Source organism: Stenotrophomonas maltophilia group sp. Smal13 (assembly GCF_030236855.1).
Lineage (GTDB): Bacteria > Pseudomonadota > Gammaproteobacteria > Xanthomonadales > Xanthomonadaceae > Stenotrophomonas > Stenotrophomonas maltophilia_A.
Genome location: NZ_JASJSQ010000065.1, coordinates 14045 through 29828, shown reverse-complemented (window position 1 = coordinate 29828; position 15784 = coordinate 14045). Strand labels below are relative to the sequence as shown.

Sequence of the window (15784 nt, the reverse complement as noted above, 5' to 3'; positions counted from 1 at the left end):
CTGCAGACACTGGCGCATCTGCTGGTCGAGAAGGAAAGTGGCCGCCTGGACCGGCCGGCGCTGCTGGTGGTGCCGACCTCGCTGCTGCACAACTGGCAGAGCGAAGCGGCACGCTTCACCCCGGGCCTGCGCGTACTGACCCTGCACGGACCGGCACGTGAGGTGCTGTTCGAGGCGATCCCCGAGCACGATCTTGTACTGACCACGTATCCCCTGCTTTGGCGCGACGAGCAGGCGCTGCAGGCACATGCCTACCATCTGCTGATCCTGGACGAGGCCCAGCAGGTGAAGAATCCGAAATCGCGTGCGGCCGTCACCCTGCGCACGCTGCAGGCCCGCCATCGCCTGTGCCTGACCGGTACGCCGCTGGAAAACCATCTGGGCGAACTGTGGACGCAGTTCGACTTCCTGCTGCCCGGCCTGCTCGGCAGCGAAAAACAGTTCAACCAGCATTGGCGCCACCCGATCGAGCGCGGCAGCGATCACCGTCGCGCCACGTTGCTGGCGCAGCGGCTGCGCCCCTTCATCCTGCGCCGGCGCAAGGATCAGGTCGCGTCAGAGCTTCCGCCCAAGACCCTCATTACCCGCGCGGTGGAGATGGAGGGTGGCCAGCGTGATCTCTATGAAACCGTGCGTGCCGCGATGGAAAAGCAGGTGCGCGAAGCCATCAGCGGCAGCGGGCTGGCGCGCAGCCATATCGTGGTGCTGGATGCCTTGCTGAAGCTGCGCCAGGTCTGCTGCGATCCGCGCCTGCTGCCGGGCGATGCTCCTGCACGCAATGCCGGCTCGGCCAAGCTGGAGCTGCTGCGCGACATGCTGCCGTCGATGGTCGAGGAAGGTCGGCGGATCCTGGTGTTCTCGCAGTTCACCGGCATGCTGGCGCTGATCGCGCAGGCGCTGGAGGAGCTCGGGCTGGCCTATGTGACACTGACCGGCGATACCCAGGACCGGGCCACACCGGTGCAGCGCTTCATGCAGGGCGAGGTACCCGTGTTCCTGATCAGCCTGAAGGCCGGTGGCGTCGGGTTGAACCTGACTGCTGCAGACACCGTCATCCACTTCGATCCCTGGTGGAACCCGGCGGCCGAAAACCAGGCCAGTGACCGCGCCCACCGCATCGGCCAGCAGCAGCCGGTGTTCGTCTACCGGCTGATCGCCGCAGGCAGCATCGAAGAACGGATTGCCGAGCTGCAGGAACGCAAGGCCCTTCTGGCGGAATCGATTCTGGAAGGCGGCGGCAGCACGGGTCCACGCTTCAGTGAGGAAGACGTCCAGGCGCTGCTGGCGCCGTTGCCGGGCCTGCCGGCCAAGCGCACCCGCCGGCCAGGCCGACGATCGCCGCAGGCCTGATCCGTGGCGCCAGTCAGGTGGCGTTCTCCGATGGAAACGATTCCCATACGGGACTGGGGCTACAATTGAGCGCTGAGCTCACAAAGGATCTGATCGATGCCCCTGCCCGCCTTCAAGGCCTACGATATCCGCGGCCGCGTGCCGGAAGAACTGAACGAAGACCTGGCCCGCCGCATCGGCGTCGCCCTGGCCGCGCAGCTCGCTCCCGGCCCGGTGGTCCTCGGCCACGATGTGCGCCTGACCAGCCCGGCGCTGCAGGATGCACTGGCCGCAGGCCTGCGTGGTACCGGTCGTGAGGTGATCGACATCGGTCTGTGCGGTACCGAAGAGGTCTACTTCCAGACCGATCACCTCGGCGCAGCCGGCGGCGTGATGGTGACCGCCAGCCACAACCCGATGGACTACAACGGGATGAAGCTGGTCAAGGAGAACGCCCGCCCGATCAGCTCCGATACCGGCCTGTTCGCGATCTCCGATGCGGTCGCCGTCGATACGTCCGAGGCCCAGCCGCCACGCGCCGGGCAGACCGCCCAGCATGACAAGAGCGCCTATATCCAGCATCTGCTGAGCTACGTCGACGCCGCCAAGCTCAAGCCGCTGAAGCTGGTGGTCAATGCCGGCAACGGTGGTGCGGGCGCCATCGTCGACCTGCTGGCACCGCACCTGCCGTTCGAGTTCATCCGCATCTGCCACGAACCCGATGGCAACTTCCCCAACGGCATTCCCAACCCGCTGCTGCCGGAAAACCGCGCCGCCACCGCCAATGCGGTGCGCGAACACGGCGCCGACTTCGGCATTGCCTGGGACGGTGACTTCGACCGCTGCTTCTTCTTCGACCATACCGGCCGCTTCATCGAGGGCTACTATCTGGTCGGCCTGCTGGCCAAGGCCATCCTGGCACGCAATCCCGGTGGCAAGATCGTGCACGACCCGCGGCTGGTCTGGAACACCGTGGAAATGGTTGAACAGGCAGGTGGCGTGCCGGTGCTGTGCAAGAGCGGCCACGCTTTCATCAAGGAAAAGATGCGCGCCGAAGATGCGGTGTACGGCGGCGAGATGAGCGCCCACCACTACTTCCGCGAATTCGCCTATGCCGACTCCGGCATGATCCCGTGGCTGCTGATCGCGCAGCTGATCTCCGAGAGCGGCCGCTCGCTGGCCGACTGGGTCGAAGACCGCATGGCGGCCTATCCCTGCAGCGGCGAGATCAACTTCAAGGTGGCCGATGCCAAGGCCGCCGTGGCCCGCGTGATGGAGCACTTCGCCGCGCGGTCGCCCGCGCTGGACCATACCGATGGCATCAGCGCCGATTTCGGCGACTGGCGCTTCAATCTGCGCAGTTCCAACACCGAGCCGCTGCTGCGCCTGAACGTTGAAGCCCGCGGCGACGCAGCGCTGATGCAGGCGCGTACCGACGAAATTTCCCATCTCCTCCAGCAGTAATCAAGGAAGACCATGAGCAACATCCAGCCCGTCATCCTGTCCGGTGGTTCCGGCACCCGCCTGTGGCCACTGTCGCGCGAGGCGTATCCGAAGCAGTTCCTGCCGCTGGCAGGCGAACTGACGATGCTGCAGGCCACCTGGCAGCGCGTCGCGCCCATCGCCACCCACGGCCCGTTGGTGATCGCCAACGAAGAGCACCGCTTCGTCGCTGCCGAGCAACTGCAGCAGGTCGGCGCCGAGCCGGCTGCCATCATCCTGGAACCGGTTGGACGCAATACGGCGCCGGCGATTGCGGTCGCAGCCCTGGAGGCCACCCGCGACGGCGCCGATGCGCTGCTGCTGGTGCTGCCCTCGGACCATGTAATCACCGATGAGGCTGCGTTCCGTGCAGTCGTGCAGGCTGCAGCCAGCGCTGCCGAGGCCGGCAAGCTGGTGACCTTCGGCATCGTGCCGACCGGTCCGGAAACCGGCTACGGCTATATCAAGGCCGCCAATGGGCAGGGCCTGCGTGCGGTCGAGCGCTTTGTCGAAAAGCCCGACCTGGACACCGCCACCGGCTATGTGGCCAGCGGCCAGTACTACTGGAACAGCGGCATGTTCCTGTTCAAGGCCTCGCGCTACCTGCAGGAACTGGAGCGCTTCCAGCCCGACATGCTGGCCAGCAGCCGCCAGGCCTGGCAGCAGGCCCGTCGCGATTCGGATTTCACCCGCCTCGACAAGGAGGCGTTCGCCACCGTTCCCTCCGATTCCATCGACTATGCCGTGATGGAAAAAACCGAAGACGCCGTGGTGATTCCGTTGGACGCCGGCTGGAACGACGTCGGTTCGTGGACCGCACTGCGCGATGTATCGCATCAGGATGGCGATGGCAATGCGCACCAGGGTGACGTGATCGCGATCGACTGCCGCAACACCTATGCCTATGCACAGCGCCTGGTGGCACTGGTCGGTCTGGATGACGTGATCGTGGTCGAGACCGACGACGCGGTGCTGGTCGGCAAGGCCGACCGCATGCAGGAGGTCAAGACCGTGGTGGCGCAGCTGAAGGCCGACGGTCGCAGCGAGGCCACCTGGCATCGCAAGGTCTACCGCCCGTGGGGCGCCTACGATTCGATCGACAACGGCGAGCGTTTCCAGGTCAAGCGCATCACCGTCAAGCCCGGCGGTACGCTCAGCCTGCAGATGCATCACCATCGCGCCGAGCACTGGATCGTGGTCAGCGGCACCGCCGAGGTGACCCGCGGCGACGAGGTGATCCTGCTCAGCGAGAACCAGAGCACGTACATCCCGCTGGGCGTGACCCACCGCCTGCGCAACCCGGGCAAGCTGCCGCTGGAGCTGATCGAGGTGCAGTCCGGCAGTTACCTCGGTGAGGACGACATCGTGCGTTTCGAGGACACGTACGGGCGTAGTTGATCCGACGCCCTGCGGCGGGTGCCGACCGTTGGTCGGGGTGGGTGCCGACCGTTGGTCGGCACGTCGCCTACCGGGTCAGGCAATCTCCGCCACCACCCGCTTCAGGCCGTCCTGCCAGGTCGGCAGCACGATGCCGAAATCCTGCTGCAGCTTGCGGTTGTCCAGCACCGACCAGGCCGGGCGCTTGGCCGGGGTCGGGTACTCGGAACTGGGAATCGCCTCGACGGTCGGCACCTTCGCCAACACGCCGGTCGCCAGCGCCTCGGCGAATATCGCCTCGGCGAACCCATGCCAACTTGTCTGGCCGCTGGCCGTCAGATGCCAGGTGCCGGACAGCTGCCCCGGATGCTGCAGTGCCTGCGCGGTGACATCAGCGATCAGCGCAGCCGGTGTCGGCGTGCCGATCTGATCGGCTACCACACGCAACTGGTCGCGCTCGGCACCCACCCGCAGCATCGTGCGCAGGAAATTGGCGCCATGCGAGGCGTACACCCACGCCGTGCGGAAGATCAGATGACGACCGCCGGCCGCGCGAACCGCATCCTCGCCATCGCGCTTGCTGGTGCCATACACACCCAGCGGCGCGGTCGGCTCGTCTTCGCAGTAGGGCGCGCTGCCCTGGCCATCGAACACGTAGTCGGTGGAGTAATGCACGAACGGCACGCCGTGCGCCGCACACCAGCGCGCGATCATGCCCGGCGCCTGCGCATTGGCGGCGAAGGCGGCCTCGACGTCCTGTTCGGCGCGGTCCACCGCCGTGTAGGCGGCCGCATTGACCACCACCGACGGCTGCAGGCGATCCAGCAACACCGGCAGGCTGTTGGGCTGGCCGAAATCAGCCACCTCGCAGGCACTTCCGTCGGGCAGTTGCCCGCTGCGGGTCGTTGCGACCACCTTGCCCAGTGGCGCCAGCGCGCGCAGCAGCTCCTGGCCGACCTGGCCATTGCCACCGAAAACCAGAATGGTCATGGCACGTAGACCGGCAGACGATCTTCAGCGATGTCCTTCAGGAACGGCGCGTTCTCGTCCTTGGCCGACAAGGTCGGTGCGCTGACCGGCCAGTCCACCGCGATATCAGCATCGTTCCAGCGGATACCCGCATCCGCCTCCTTGACGTAGACATCGGTGCACAGGTAGCTGAACAGCGCACGTTCGGAGAGCACGGCAAACCCATGCGCGAAGCCTTCCGGAATCCAGAACTGCTTCCTGTTTTCAGCACTCAGCACCACCGCTTCCCACTGGCCGAAGGTCGGCGAGCCACGACGGATGTCCACGGCGACGTCATAGACCTCGCCCTCCAGCACGCTGACCAGCTTGCCCTGTGGGCGCGGCCACTGGTAATGCAGGCCACGCAGCACGCCCTGCGCCGAGGTAGACACGTTGCTCTGCACGAAGCGATCCGGCAGGCCCAGCGCGGCGAAACGCTCGGCATTCCACGTTTCAAAGAAGTAACCGCGGGCATCGCCGAACACGGCCGGCTCGATCACCACACAGCCGGGCAACTTGGTTTCAACTACTTTCACGGAACCACTCCACGTAAAGCGAGTTTGTGCAGGTACTGGCCGTAGCCATTCTTGATCAGCGGCGCAGCCAGCGCCTCCAGCTGCTCGGCATTGATCCAGCCCTGACCGAACGCGATTTCTTCCGGGCAGCACACCTGCAGGCCCTGGCGGGTCTGGATGGTCTCGATGAAGTTGGAGGCTTCCAGCAGCGACTGGTGGGTGCCGGTATCGAGCCAGGCATAGCCACGGCCGAGCGCTTCCAGGTGCAGGTTGCCCTGGGCCAGGTAGCGCTTGTTGAGATCGGTGATCTCCAGTTCGCCACGCGGCGACGGCTTCAGTTCGGCCGCGTAATCGCTGGCGTTGCCGTCGTAGAAATACAGGCCGGTCACCGCATAGTTCGAGCGCGGGTTCTCCGGCTTCTCCACCAGGTCGATGACCTTGCCGCTGGTGTCGAACTCGGCCACGCCGTAACGTTCTGGATCATTGACCCAGTAGCCGAACACGGTCGAGCCATCCACGCGCTCGTCGGCGCGCTTGAGCACCTCGCGCAGGCCGTGGCCGTGGAAGATGTTGTCGCCCAGCACCAGGCAGCTCGGCTTGCCGGCCACGAAGTCGCGGCCGATCAGGTAGGCCTGGGCCAGGCCATCGGGGCTGGGCTGCACCGCGTACTGGATGTCCATGCCCCACTGCGAGCCGTCACCCAGCAGCTGCTGGAACAGGGCCTGCTCATGCGGGGTGTTGATGATCAGCACTTCACGGATGCCCGCCAGCATCAGCACGCTGAGCGGGTAGTAGATCATCGGCTTGTCGTATACCGGCAGCAGCTGCTTGCTGACGCCCTTGGTGATCGGATACAGCCGGGTGCCGGAGCCGCCGGCGAGAATGATGCCCTTGCGCTGGGTCATGGTGTCTCCTGGGTTCAGGCCGCAGTGCCGATGCGCTGCAGGCGGTAGCTGCCGTCGAGCACGCCGTTGACCCAGTTCTGGTTGTCCAGGTACCAGTCGACGGTGAAGGCGATGCCCTGCTCGAAGGTGTAGGCCGGTTCCCAGCCCAGGTCGTTCTTCAGCTTCGACGCATCGATCGCGTAACGGCGGTCATGGCCCGGGCGGTCGGTGACGTAGGTGATCTGGCTGCTGCGCGGCAGGCCATCCTCACGCGGGCGGCGCGCATCGAGCAGCGCGCAGATGGCCTGCACCACTTCGATGTTCTGCTTTTCCGAGTTGCCGCCGACGTTGTAGGTCTCGCCGACCTGGCCCTTGGCCAGCACGGTGCGGATCGCCTCGCAGTGGTCGGACACGAACAGCCAGTCGCGCACCTGCTTGCCATCGCCGTACACCGGCAGCGGCTCGCCGGCCAGCGCCTTGGCGATCACCAGCGGGATCAGCTTCTCGGGGAAGTGGTAGGGGCCGTAATTGTTCGAACAGTTGGTGGTCAGCACCGGCAGCCCATAGGTGTGGTGGAACGCACGTACCAGGTGATCCGACGCAGCCTTGGACGCCGAGTACGGCGAATTGGGCGCGTACTGGGTCGTTTCACTGAATTTGCCGGTCTCACCCAGCGTGCCGTACACCTCGTCGGTGGACACGTGCAGGAAACGGAACGCCGCGCCCTGTTCGGCCGGCAGCGCCTTCCAGTAGTCGCGGACCGCTTCCAGCAGGCCCAGGGTGCCCACAACATTGGTCTGGATGAAGGCGCCGGGACCATCGATGGAGCGGTCAACGTGGCTTTCGGCGGCGAAGTTCACCACGGCATCCGGCTGATGCTCGGCCAGCAGTCGGGCGACCAGTTCGCGGTCGCCGATGTCGCCTTGGACAAACAGGTGGTTCGGGTTGCCATCAAGGCTGGACAGGGTCTTCAGGTTGCCGGCGTAGGTCAGCACATCGAGGTTGATGACCTTGACGCCGCGCGCGACGGCCTCGAGAACGAAGTTACCGCCAATGAATCCGGCGCCGCCGGTGACAAGCCATGTGGGCACTACCTGTTCTCCTGATCGAGATTCGTGGGACGGGGCCTTCATGGCCACGACAATGCAACGTTGAAGGATACAACGGGCCTCCGGTAACACGCGATCACACAAGTGAACTCAGGCCGACTGCATTGCTGCATCGCAACAGCCGGAGCTCCCACCATACGCATTCGCATGGTCACCCCAAGCCAGCTAGAATCGGGGTCCCACCCCCGAACCGGTTGCTGCTCCAGGACCGGACGTTCTCTCCGTTATTGAAGGACCCCGTACCAGATGAAAATCCTCGTCGCGTACAAGCGCGTGGTGGACTACAACGTCCGCATTCAGGTCAAGCCGGACGGTTCCGGCGTGGTCACCGACGGCGTCAAGCTGTCCCCCAACCCCTTCGATGAAATCGCTCTGGAAGAAGCCCTGCGCCTGCGCGACAAGGGCATCGCCAGCGAAGTCGTGGTTGCCACCATCGCCCCGGCCGACGCCCAGGCGCACCTGCGCAACGGCCTGGCCATGGGCGCCAACCGTGCCATCCACGTCGTCACCGACCAGGCGATCCAGCCGCTGACCGCGTCGCGCACCCTGCTCAAGCTGATCGAAAAGGAGCAGCCGGATCTGGTGATCCTCGGCAAGCAGGCCATCGACGACGACGCCAACCAGACTGGCCAGATGCTGGCCACGCTGTGGGGCCGCCCGCAGGCGACCTTCGCCAGCAAGCTCGAAATTGCCGATGGCAAGGCCACGGTGACCCGTGAAGTCGACGCCGGCCTGGAAACGCTGGAAGTGGATCTGCCGGCCGTGGTCACCACCGATCTGCGCCTGAACGAACCGCGCTTCATCAAGCTGCCGGACATCATGAAGGCCAAGGCCAAGCCGCTGGAGACCCTGCAGCTGGCCGACCTCGGCGTTGAAGCCGCCGACACCTTCAAGACCACCCAGTACGCCGCGCCGTCCAAGCGCAGCAAGGGTGTGATGGTCAAGGACGCGGCCGAACTGGTTGCCGCACTCAAGCAGAAGGGGTTGCTGTAATGAGCAGGATTCTCGTCATCGCCGAGCACCACGACGGCAAGCTCAATGCCGCCACCGCCAAGACCGTCAGCGCCGCCGCCGCCATCAGCGGTGCCAGCATCGACGTGCTGGTGCTGGCTGCCGACCCGGCCGCGGTCGCCGCCGAGGCCGCCAAGATCGCCGGCGTCGCCAAGGTCCTGACCGTGGCCAACGCCGCCAACGCCCAGGCCATCGCCCAGGTGCTGGCGCCGCAGATCGCGCAGCTGGCCAAGGGTTACACCCACGTGTTCGGCCCGTCGACCACCTTCGGCAAGGACCTGATGCCGTGCGTGGCCGCCCTGCTCGGCGTCAACCAGGTCTCCGACCTGATGACCGTCGAAGGCAGCCACACCTTCAAGCGCCCCATCTACGCCGGCAACGCGATCATCACCGTGGAAGCCCCGGCCGACCAGATCGTGGTCGCCACCGTGCGCGCCGCGTCGTGGCCGGAAGCCGCCCAGGGCGGCAGTAGTGCCGCCATTGAAGCGGCCAGCGTCGATGCTGCGCTGCCGACCCACACCCGCTTCGTCGGCCTGGCCGCCGGTGCCAGCGACCGCCCGGACCTGCAGAGCGCCAAGCGCGTGGTCTCCGGTGGCCGTGGCGTCGGTTCGGAAGAGAACTTCAAGGTCATCTTCCAGCTGGCCGACAAGCTCGGTGCCGCCGTGGGTGCCTCGCGCGCCGCGGTCGACGCCGGCTACGTGCCCAGCGACCTGCAGGTCGGCCAGACCGGCAAGATCATCGCGCCGGAGCTATACGTGGCCGTGGGTATCAGCGGTGCCATCCAGCACCTGACCGGCATCAAGGATGCGGGCACGATTGTCGCGATCAACAAGGACGGCGACGCGCCGATCTTCGAGATCGCCGATATCGGCCTGGTGGGGGATCTGTTTGCGATCCTGCCGGAGCTGGAAAAGGCGCTGGCCTGAAGCAACAAGGCAGGCCGGTCTGTCACCGGCCTGCCTTGTTCGATCATTTTTCAGTTGTCGCCGAAAAGATCGCGGGTATACACCTTGTCCTTCACATCCAGCAGGGCGTCGGCCATCCGGTTGCTGATGATCAGGTCCGCTTGCTGCTTGAAGGATTCCAGGTCGTTTACCACCCGCGAGCGGAAGAACGCGTCTTCATGAAGTTCCGGCTCGTGCACGATCACCTCAACGCCCTTAGCCTTCAAGCGCTTCATGATCCCTTGAATGCTGGATGAGCGGAAGTTGTCCGAACCGGCCTTCATGATCAGGCGATAGATACCCACCACCTGGGGATTGCGCCGCAGGATATCGGCCGCGATGAAGTCCTTCCGCGTAGTGTTCGAATCGACGATGGCCCGGATCAACGTCTGAGGGACGCTTTGGTAGTTGGCCAAAAGCTGCCGGGTGTCCTTGGGCAGGCAATAGCCACCGTATCCGAAGGATGGATTATTGTAGTGCCCGCCGATGCGTGGATCGAAGCTGATGCCTTCGATGATCTGCCGCGAGTCCAGCCCATGCGTCAACGCGTAGCTATCCAGCTCGTTGAAGTAGGACACGCGCATGGCAAGGTAAGTATTGGCGAAGAGCTTGATGGCCTCGGCTTCGGTCGGTTCAGTAAACAGGACGGGCACGTCCTGCTTGATGGCGCCCTCTTGGAGCAGGCGTGCAAACGCCTCGGCCCGGGGCGAACGCTCGCCCACGATGATGCGGGACGGGTGCAGGTTGTCGTACAGCGCGCGGCCCTCGCGCAGAAACTCCGGCGAGAAGATGATGTTGCCCACGCCGAACTTCTCACGTGCCTTGAGCACGTAGCCGACCGGGATAGTGGACTTGATCACCATCGTGGCCGATGGATTAATGGCCAGCACGTCAGCGATGACCGACTCGATCGAACGGGTATTGAAGTAATTGGTGTCGGGGTCGTAGTCGGTGGGCGTGGCGATGATGACGAACGACGCGCCTTCGTAAGCCTCCCGGGGCTCGAGCGTCGCGCGGAAATCCAGCGCGTCGTGTGCCAATGCCTGTTCCAGCTCGGCGTCCGCGATGGGAGACCTGCGCGCATTGAGCGCTTCTACCTTAGCGGGCATGATGTCGACAGCGACAACCTCATGTTTCCGCGCAAGCAACACGCCGTTGGATAGGCCTACGTACCCGGTACCTGCAATTGCGATCTTCATCCGTGTGTCTTCTGTGGGGAGAATGGATTCAAGGAACTTCGACGTGGACTGACGGGATCCGCATGCCTTCATCGTGGAACCAGAACATCGTCTCTTGGACCAGCGACGCCTCCAGGGTGTAGCTCCCCGATGCGACGGGCGCCTTGACGTGCAGCTCCGCCTGGTCACCGGGCGCCAACTCCAACACCAGCGCTTGGCGTGCATCCCAGTCGACGGCTCGTTCGTCGCGACCGTCGGGGATGAACCGCCACGACAGCAGCACGTCGCGCCCCAGGACCTCGCGGGTCGAGAGGACGCCATCCGAGCCATTGGCCAACGTGAGCGTGAACGCAACCTGACCCGGCTGGATCGTGGTGCCAGTGATGTCCAAGCGCAGGTGTTCTGCAACACCGAACGCCACTCGCCCGGACATCCTGCTCATGCGGCCACCGGAGCAGTCCCCGAGCGGCACTAGTACTAGGCGGTGGCTAAGCGCTTCGATGGCAGGAGCAGCGAGGCCGTTGACGGCGCCGAACGCGCGCGCAAACCCTTCGGGCGACTCACAGGGGCCCGACACGCCCGCGCCCTTCGGCACGTAACCCGAATAGCCGTTCACGGAGAACATCCCGTGGTCCTGCGCGTAAATCATGGCATCTAGGTCGTCAAGATACGGGGCCTCGGCCGACCTGTCGGCGAATAGGACGTCACCCTGCCGTGCAGAAGCGGGAACGCGGGCAGCGAACGCTACCTGCCGTTGTTGCCATTGGGCAAAGGTCGCATGGCCAGCCTGGAAGGTCACAGACTCGGCAGTCAGCAACACAAAGGCAACCACACAGGCCAGGGCGCCCGTCCAGGTACCGCGACGCGAGGCCAGCAGCAGGACACGCTGGAATCCGATGCCGGCAAGCAGGCCTATCGGCATCACCATGACGAGCATCACGCGTGTAACGGCACGGATGGAATCAATGCCGGGAAGATGCAGGAAGACACGATAGAGCGACACATTGCTGACGTTGAGCGTGCAGATCACCAGCACCAGCGTGGCCAAGCCGGCCAGCATGCCCAGTTCTGCATCGGCGATGCGCCGCAGGGCGACGAGCAGCCCCACGACGGCGAACAGCAGGACGCCCAGGCCCAGGAAGAGCTGGTGCTCGTGGCGCATCGAGATGTCACCAATCGAGCCGCCGATGAACCGCGTCAGCGGTGAGAAGTCCGCGATCAGGTAGCTCCACACCCGCGGCAACATCCCCAGGATTTCGTCGCGCGGCCTGACGAACCCCTGTACCTCAGTTACCGCGTGATAGCTGCGCAGCAGGGCGAGTACTGCGATGGCAGACGCGAGCACGACGGCAAGGCTGGCCAACGTGCGCCCCAACTCGTTCCTGCCGAAACTGGCCCGGACTTGCGCTGCTAGGGTTCGGCCACGCCCCAACAGCAACCAAGCGGCCGTCATCGCCAGCAGTAGGTAGGCCGCGAAGACACCCGTGTAAATGGCACAGTACACTTGGGCAGCGAACAGCAGGGAGCTCCAGGCTAGGGATGAGGGGCGGCCGTGCTGCAGCCATCGGGAGAAGGTTAGGAACAGCAGAGGGACGAACATCCGGAATGCGAACTGCGCATGCGCCTGCTGTGCCAGAACGGGAAGGGAAAACGCAAATACGAATGCCGCCGCTCCCGCGCCGGAAGGACGCAGCCCCAAACTACGGGCGGCGACGTAGGCGCACGCGTAGTTGAGTACGCCCCCCAGCATTAGCCAGGCCGACAATGCCTCCGAGCGATCCAGCCCCCACCAGCGGAAGGCCGCATAAGGAAGGATTGAGCCGAAATGGTTGTCGCTCAGGGCCAGTACGTTGGCCACCGGGTAGAAGAAGCCTGGGCTCCACACATCGGGCGTGGCGCCGGTCAACCAAAGGTAGACATGCTCAAGGACCACCGAGTTGAAACGGGCGTCGATAAGATCGCCGGGGACCGCCGTGAAATACGCGTTCGCCTTGAGTTGGTAGAACACGACCCCGACGAGCAGGAAGACCGAGGCAGCGAACAGGTCGTTGCGCCAGCGGCCTGCGCTCTTACTGGCACTCATAGTCGGTCACCTGCTTGCTGGAGCGGAACGGATCGGTCAGTGCATCCGTGTACTGGCCCATCAGCAGACGTTGGCGTGGAAGGAAGTTCTGTCGATAGAAACGGCTGGCGGTTGCCAAAGCCTGGCCACGGGGCGTGAGCCGCACGCAACCATCGTGGATGGCGATGGTGCCCGACTGTTCCTGCTCCGTCAGCCGCACCTCCACCAAATGGTGCTCCGGGAGGTACTCATCAGTGAACACGCGTGCGAAACCATCCTCACGGATACCGCCTCCGCGTTGTTGGATCTTCTCCAGAATATAGAAGGACAATGATCGATCAATCACAGTCGGGACGGATATGGCGAACAGGTAGCCGCCCAACAGCCAGATCGTGATCAGCTGGACTTTCTCCAGCACCGAGAACCCGGAAAGCGCGCCCACCCCTCGTGCCGCCACGCCGACGATGAGAGCCGCCAGGAAGCCGTCGAAAATACTGGCGTACAGGACGACATCGACCTTGAACCAGCGCATGTGCACGATGTAGACGACAATCAGTGTAACGACGTACGCCAACGTCAGGAGCAACGCTTTGACCAGCTTGTTCATTTGAAGACCACCAACTTGTTTGCAAGAAAACTACAGGCCACCTGCACGCAAGTCGCCACGAGGAAGCCCAGACGGTAATCCCAGCCCGCTCGATCGGACCACAGGTAGAGCACGAGTGCATGGAGGAGCGCGATGACGGCGTAAAGCGCTACGAACCGGACACCCTGGCCGACGAAACTGCCCGAGGAGGCGCGGAAGACGAAGTAGCGGCTGCCCAGGAACGATGCGGCAATGCCCACGCAGGCTGCGGCGCCATTGGCAAGTCCCGCTGATCGAAAGCCCCATACTTCCAGCGCGCAGTAGAGGACCATGAAGTGCAGCGCGGTCGCCAGCAAACCGTTGATCCCATAGCGGACGACCTCGCTGGCCAGCATGCGCTCACTCAGTGCGCGCATGCAGGATCTCGGCGATGAACGCCCTGTAGCCACCGACTTCAAGAATGCCGCCATTGCGCAGCGTTCCGGAGAGCATCAGGATGATCAGCGTCAGCGCACCGGTCTGCAGGAACACCAGCAACAGGATGCCGGTCACCAGCGAGAACCAACCCGGTGTAGCGAATCCGACCGCCTTGAGCCCGAGTGCAAGGACAGTGCCAAGCACTGACAATCCGGCGATCGCGGTGCAGGCGATGCCCACGCGTACCAGCACATCCTCGGCAAACACCATCAGCGCGCGAAAACCGTGCAGTGCCAGCCCAACGAAGTTCATCTTGCTCTTGCCGGCGTAGCGCGGGCCACGGTCGACAGCTACCGATGCCACCCGCAACTTGGATGTCAGCACGCAGGCCGCAACGTGCACCCAAAGCTCCTGCATCACCGCCAGGCGCTTGATCGCATGCAGCTTGGCCGCCATGAAGTTGCCGAAGCTGATGCGCCGGCCGCTGAGCATCGCGAACAACCACTTGTACACGACGTAGAACGCACGGAACTTCAAGGTTTCCACCCGGCTCTTGCGCGAGGCCACGACGATATCGACGTCGGGGGACTCCAACGCCTCCAGGAGCTCGCTGATGCTGCGCGGCGTATCTTCGCCGTCCGAGTCCATGACGACCACGCGCTGCCTATCGACGAAGTGTTCGGATACGTAGCCGATCCCGATCGCGATGGCTTTCTGATGCCCGACATTACGCCGCAGCTTCAGGACCACGCCATCGAGACCCGCAGCGGCGATCGCGGCGGCGTCCACCGGCTGCCGCACGGAGCCATCGTCGACTGCGACGATGTAGACATCATTGCCCTGGTCCCGTGCCAAAGCCCTGAACAACATGGACGAAGCCTCGACATCTTCGTAAACAGGCATCACGACGACCAGCGACGAGCTTTTCATATCCGTCATTCCTGCAAGCGCTTGCGGAAGTAGGCGATGGTCTCCTTCAGGCCGTCCTCCAGGCTCACGCGAGGCTCCCAGCCAAGCGCCGCCCGTGCCATCGAGATGTCCGGCTGGCGTTGGCGGGGATCGTCCGAGGGCAGGGGCTTGAACACGAGCTTGGAGTGGCCGCCCACCAGCCGGATGACCGTTTCGGCCAGTTCCAGCATGCTGTACTCGCCCGGATTGCCGATGTTGACCGGCCCGGTCAGCTCTGCGGGGCTGTCCATCAGGCTGATCATGCCGCTGATGAGATCGTCGACATAGCAGAAGCTGCGCGTCTGCTGCCCATCACCATAGATCGTGATGTCATCCCCGCGCAGTGCCTGCACGATGAAGTTGCTGACCACCCGGCCATCTTCTGGATGCATGCGGGGGCCGTAGGTGTTGAAGATACGCATCACCTTGATTTCCAGCTGGTGCTGGCGCCAGTAGTCGAAGAACAGAGTTTCGGCACAGCGCTTTCCTTCGTCGTAGCAGCTGCGTATGCCGATCGGATTCACCTTGCCCCAGTAATCCTCCACCTGCGGATGGATCTCCGGATCACCGTAGACCTCGCTGGTGCTGGCCTGCAGGATGCGTGCACGCGTCCGCTTGGCAAGCCCCAACATGTTGATCGCGCCGTGGACGCTGGTCTTCGTCGTCTGCACCGGATCGTGCTGGTAGTGCACGGGGCTTGCCGGGCATGCCAGGTTGTAGATCCGGTCCACCTCGACATACAACGGGAAGGTCACGTCGTGACGCATCATCTCGAAGCGCGAGTTCGAGAGCAGGGACTCGACGTTCCGCTTGGAGCCCGTGTAGAAATTATCGACGCACAGGACTTCGTCGCCCCGTTCGACCAATCGATCGCACAAGTGCGACCCAAGGAATCCCGCACCACCTGTAACCAGTACTCGTGCCATATGTCTGC

General features: G+C 64.2%; 15 protein-coding genes. 5 read left to right on the top strand and 10 right to left on the bottom strand.

All coding sequences use genetic code 11. The features are described from left to right. The 3 genes from QRO95_RS18445 to QRO95_RS18435 all read left to right on the top strand — a co-directional run. Positions 1 to 1350 (top strand): DEAD/DEAH box helicase (locus QRO95_RS18445; RefSeq protein ID WP_285303156.1); only part of this gene is annotated, 1350 nt, incomplete at its 5' end. 96 nt (positions 1351 to 1446) lie between these two features. Beyond that, positions 1447 to 2793, top strand: a complete 1347-nt coding sequence (locus QRO95_RS18440; RefSeq protein WP_149908760.1) for a phosphomannomutase — start codon at positions 1447 to 1449, stop codon at positions 2791 to 2793. A 12-nt stretch (positions 2794 to 2805) separates the two neighbouring features. Then, positions 2806 to 4209 (top strand): mannose-1-phosphate guanylyltransferase/mannose-6-phosphate isomerase, encoded by a 1404-nt coding sequence (locus QRO95_RS18435; RefSeq protein ID WP_032127990.1) that lies wholly within the window; start codon positions 2806 to 2808, stop codon positions 4207 to 4209. A 75-nt stretch (positions 4210 to 4284) separates the two neighbouring features. Here QRO95_RS18435 and rfbD read toward each other — a convergent pair whose 3' ends face one another. The 4 genes from rfbD to rfbB are packed head-to-tail and all read right to left on the bottom strand — an operon-like array spanning position 4285 to position 7686. Further along, positions 4285 to 5178: a dTDP-4-dehydrorhamnose reductase gene (gene rfbD, locus QRO95_RS18430; protein WP_285303155.1), complete on the bottom strand. Its 894-nt coding sequence runs from the start codon at positions 5176 to 5178 to the stop codon at positions 4285 to 4287. Further along, complete coding sequence (rfbC, locus tag QRO95_RS18425) at positions 5175 to 5732, bottom strand: dTDP-4-dehydrorhamnose 3,5-epimerase (protein ID WP_285303154.1); 558 nt, start codon at positions 5730 to 5732, stop codon at positions 5175 to 5177. The genes rfbD and rfbC overlap by 4 nt, the downstream gene beginning before the upstream one ends. Further along, positions 5729 to 6616: a glucose-1-phosphate thymidylyltransferase RfbA gene (gene rfbA, locus QRO95_RS18420; RefSeq protein ID WP_149908757.1), complete on the bottom strand. Its 888-nt coding sequence runs from the start codon at positions 6614 to 6616 to the stop codon at positions 5729 to 5731. Before rfbA ends, rfbC begins: the two co-directional genes overlap by 4 nt. Before the next feature lie 14 nt (positions 6617 to 6630). Beyond that, positions 6631 to 7686 (bottom strand): dTDP-glucose 4,6-dehydratase, encoded by a 1056-nt coding sequence (rfbB, locus tag QRO95_RS18415; RefSeq protein ID WP_121504836.1) that lies wholly within the window; start codon positions 7684 to 7686, stop codon positions 6631 to 6633. A gap of 264 nt (positions 7687 to 7950) precedes the next feature. On the opposite strand from rfbB, the gene QRO95_RS18410 reads away from it, so the two are divergent. Beyond that, positions 7951 to 8697, top strand: coding sequence for an electron transfer flavoprotein subunit beta/FixA family protein (locus QRO95_RS18410; RefSeq protein ID WP_012509979.1), 747 nt, complete (start codon positions 7951 to 7953; stop codon positions 8695 to 8697). Further along, the gene (locus QRO95_RS18405; RefSeq protein ID WP_285303153.1) at positions 8697 to 9641 is read left to right on the top strand and encodes an electron transfer flavoprotein subunit alpha/FixB family protein; all 945 of its coding nucleotides are present in this window, start codon (positions 8697 to 8699) and stop codon (positions 9639 to 9641) included. The genes QRO95_RS18410 and QRO95_RS18405 overlap by 1 nt, the downstream gene beginning before the upstream one ends. A 50-nt stretch (positions 9642 to 9691) precedes the next feature. Here QRO95_RS18405 and QRO95_RS18400 read toward each other — a convergent pair whose 3' ends face one another. From QRO95_RS18400 to QRO95_RS18375, 6 genes are read right to left on the bottom strand one after another with little or no spacing between them, the layout of a single operon-like run. After that, complete coding sequence (locus QRO95_RS18400) at positions 9692 to 10858, bottom strand: nucleotide sugar dehydrogenase (protein WP_285303152.1); 1167 nt, start codon at positions 10856 to 10858, stop codon at positions 9692 to 9694. Positions 10859 to 10886: 28 nt separating this feature from the next. Continuing rightward, positions 10887 to 12920, bottom strand: coding sequence for a hypothetical protein (locus QRO95_RS18395; protein WP_285303151.1), 2034 nt, complete (start codon positions 12918 to 12920; stop codon positions 10887 to 10889). Next, positions 12907 to 13506 carry a hypothetical protein gene (locus QRO95_RS18390; protein WP_049461350.1) on the bottom strand — a complete coding sequence of 200 codons (600 nt, stop codon included), beginning with the start codon at positions 13504 to 13506 and terminating at the stop codon, positions 12907 to 12909. The genes QRO95_RS18395 and QRO95_RS18390 overlap by 14 nt, the downstream gene beginning before the upstream one ends. Continuing rightward, the gene (locus QRO95_RS18385) at positions 13503 to 13901 is read right to left on the bottom strand and encodes a GtrA family protein (RefSeq protein WP_049461348.1); all 399 of its coding nucleotides are present in this window, start codon (positions 13899 to 13901) and stop codon (positions 13503 to 13505) included. Before QRO95_RS18385 ends, QRO95_RS18390 begins: the two co-directional genes overlap by 4 nt. Beyond that, the gene (locus QRO95_RS18380; protein ID WP_049461346.1) at positions 13885 to 14832 is read right to left on the bottom strand and encodes a glycosyltransferase; all 948 of its coding nucleotides are present in this window, start codon (positions 14830 to 14832) and stop codon (positions 13885 to 13887) included. Before QRO95_RS18380 ends, QRO95_RS18385 begins: the two co-directional genes overlap by 17 nt. A 5-nt stretch (positions 14833 to 14837) precedes the next feature. Continuing rightward, positions 14838 to 15776, bottom strand: coding sequence for a UDP-glucuronic acid decarboxylase family protein (locus QRO95_RS18375; protein WP_049461344.1), 939 nt, complete (start codon positions 15774 to 15776; stop codon positions 14838 to 14840). Positions 15777 to 15784: the final 8 nt, after the last annotated feature.

What these genes read in the sequence shown, in the direction of transcription:
- QRO95_RS18440 (WP_149908760.1), top strand. Translation starts at nt 1,447, where the DNA reads ATGCCCCTGCCCGCCTTCAAGGCCTACGATATCCGCGGCCGCGTGCCG.
- QRO95_RS18435 (WP_032127990.1), top strand. Translation starts at nt 2,806, where the DNA reads ATGAGCAACATCCAGCCCGTCATCCTGTCCGGTGGTTCCGGCACCCGC.
- rfbD (WP_285303155.1), bottom strand. Translation starts at nt 5,178, where the DNA reads ATGACCATTCTGGTTTTCGGTGGCAATGGCCAGGTCGGCCAGGAGCTG.
- rfbA (WP_149908757.1), bottom strand. Translation starts at nt 6,616, where the DNA reads ATGACCCAGCGCAAGGGCATCATTCTCGCCGGCGGCTCCGGCACCCGG.
- QRO95_RS18410 (WP_012509979.1), top strand. Translation starts at nt 7,951, where the DNA reads ATGAAAATCCTCGTCGCGTACAAGCGCGTGGTGGACTACAACGTCCGC.
- QRO95_RS18405 (WP_285303153.1), top strand. Translation starts at nt 8,697, where the DNA reads ATGAGCAGGATTCTCGTCATCGCCGAGCACCACGACGGCAAGCTCAAT.
- QRO95_RS18400 (WP_285303152.1), bottom strand. Translation starts at nt 10,858, where the DNA reads ATGAAGATCGCAATTGCAGGTACCGGGTACGTAGGCCTATCCAACGGC.
- QRO95_RS18395 (WP_285303151.1), bottom strand. Translation starts at nt 12,920, where the DNA reads ATGAGTGCCAGTAAGAGCGCAGGCCGCTGGCGCAACGACCTGTTCGCT.
- QRO95_RS18390 (WP_049461350.1), bottom strand. Translation starts at nt 13,506, where the DNA reads ATGAACAAGCTGGTCAAAGCGTTGCTCCTGACGTTGGCGTACGTCGTT.
- QRO95_RS18385 (WP_049461348.1), bottom strand. Translation starts at nt 13,901, where the DNA reads ATGCGCGCACTGAGTGAGCGCATGCTGGCCAGCGAGGTCGTCCGCTAT.
- QRO95_RS18380 (WP_049461346.1), bottom strand. Translation starts at nt 14,832, where the DNA reads ATGAAAAGCTCGTCGCTGGTCGTCGTGATGCCTGTTTACGAAGATGTC.
- QRO95_RS18375 (WP_049461344.1), bottom strand. Translation starts at nt 15,776, where the DNA reads ATGGCACGAGTACTGGTTACAGGTGGTGCGGGATTCCTTGGGTCGCAC.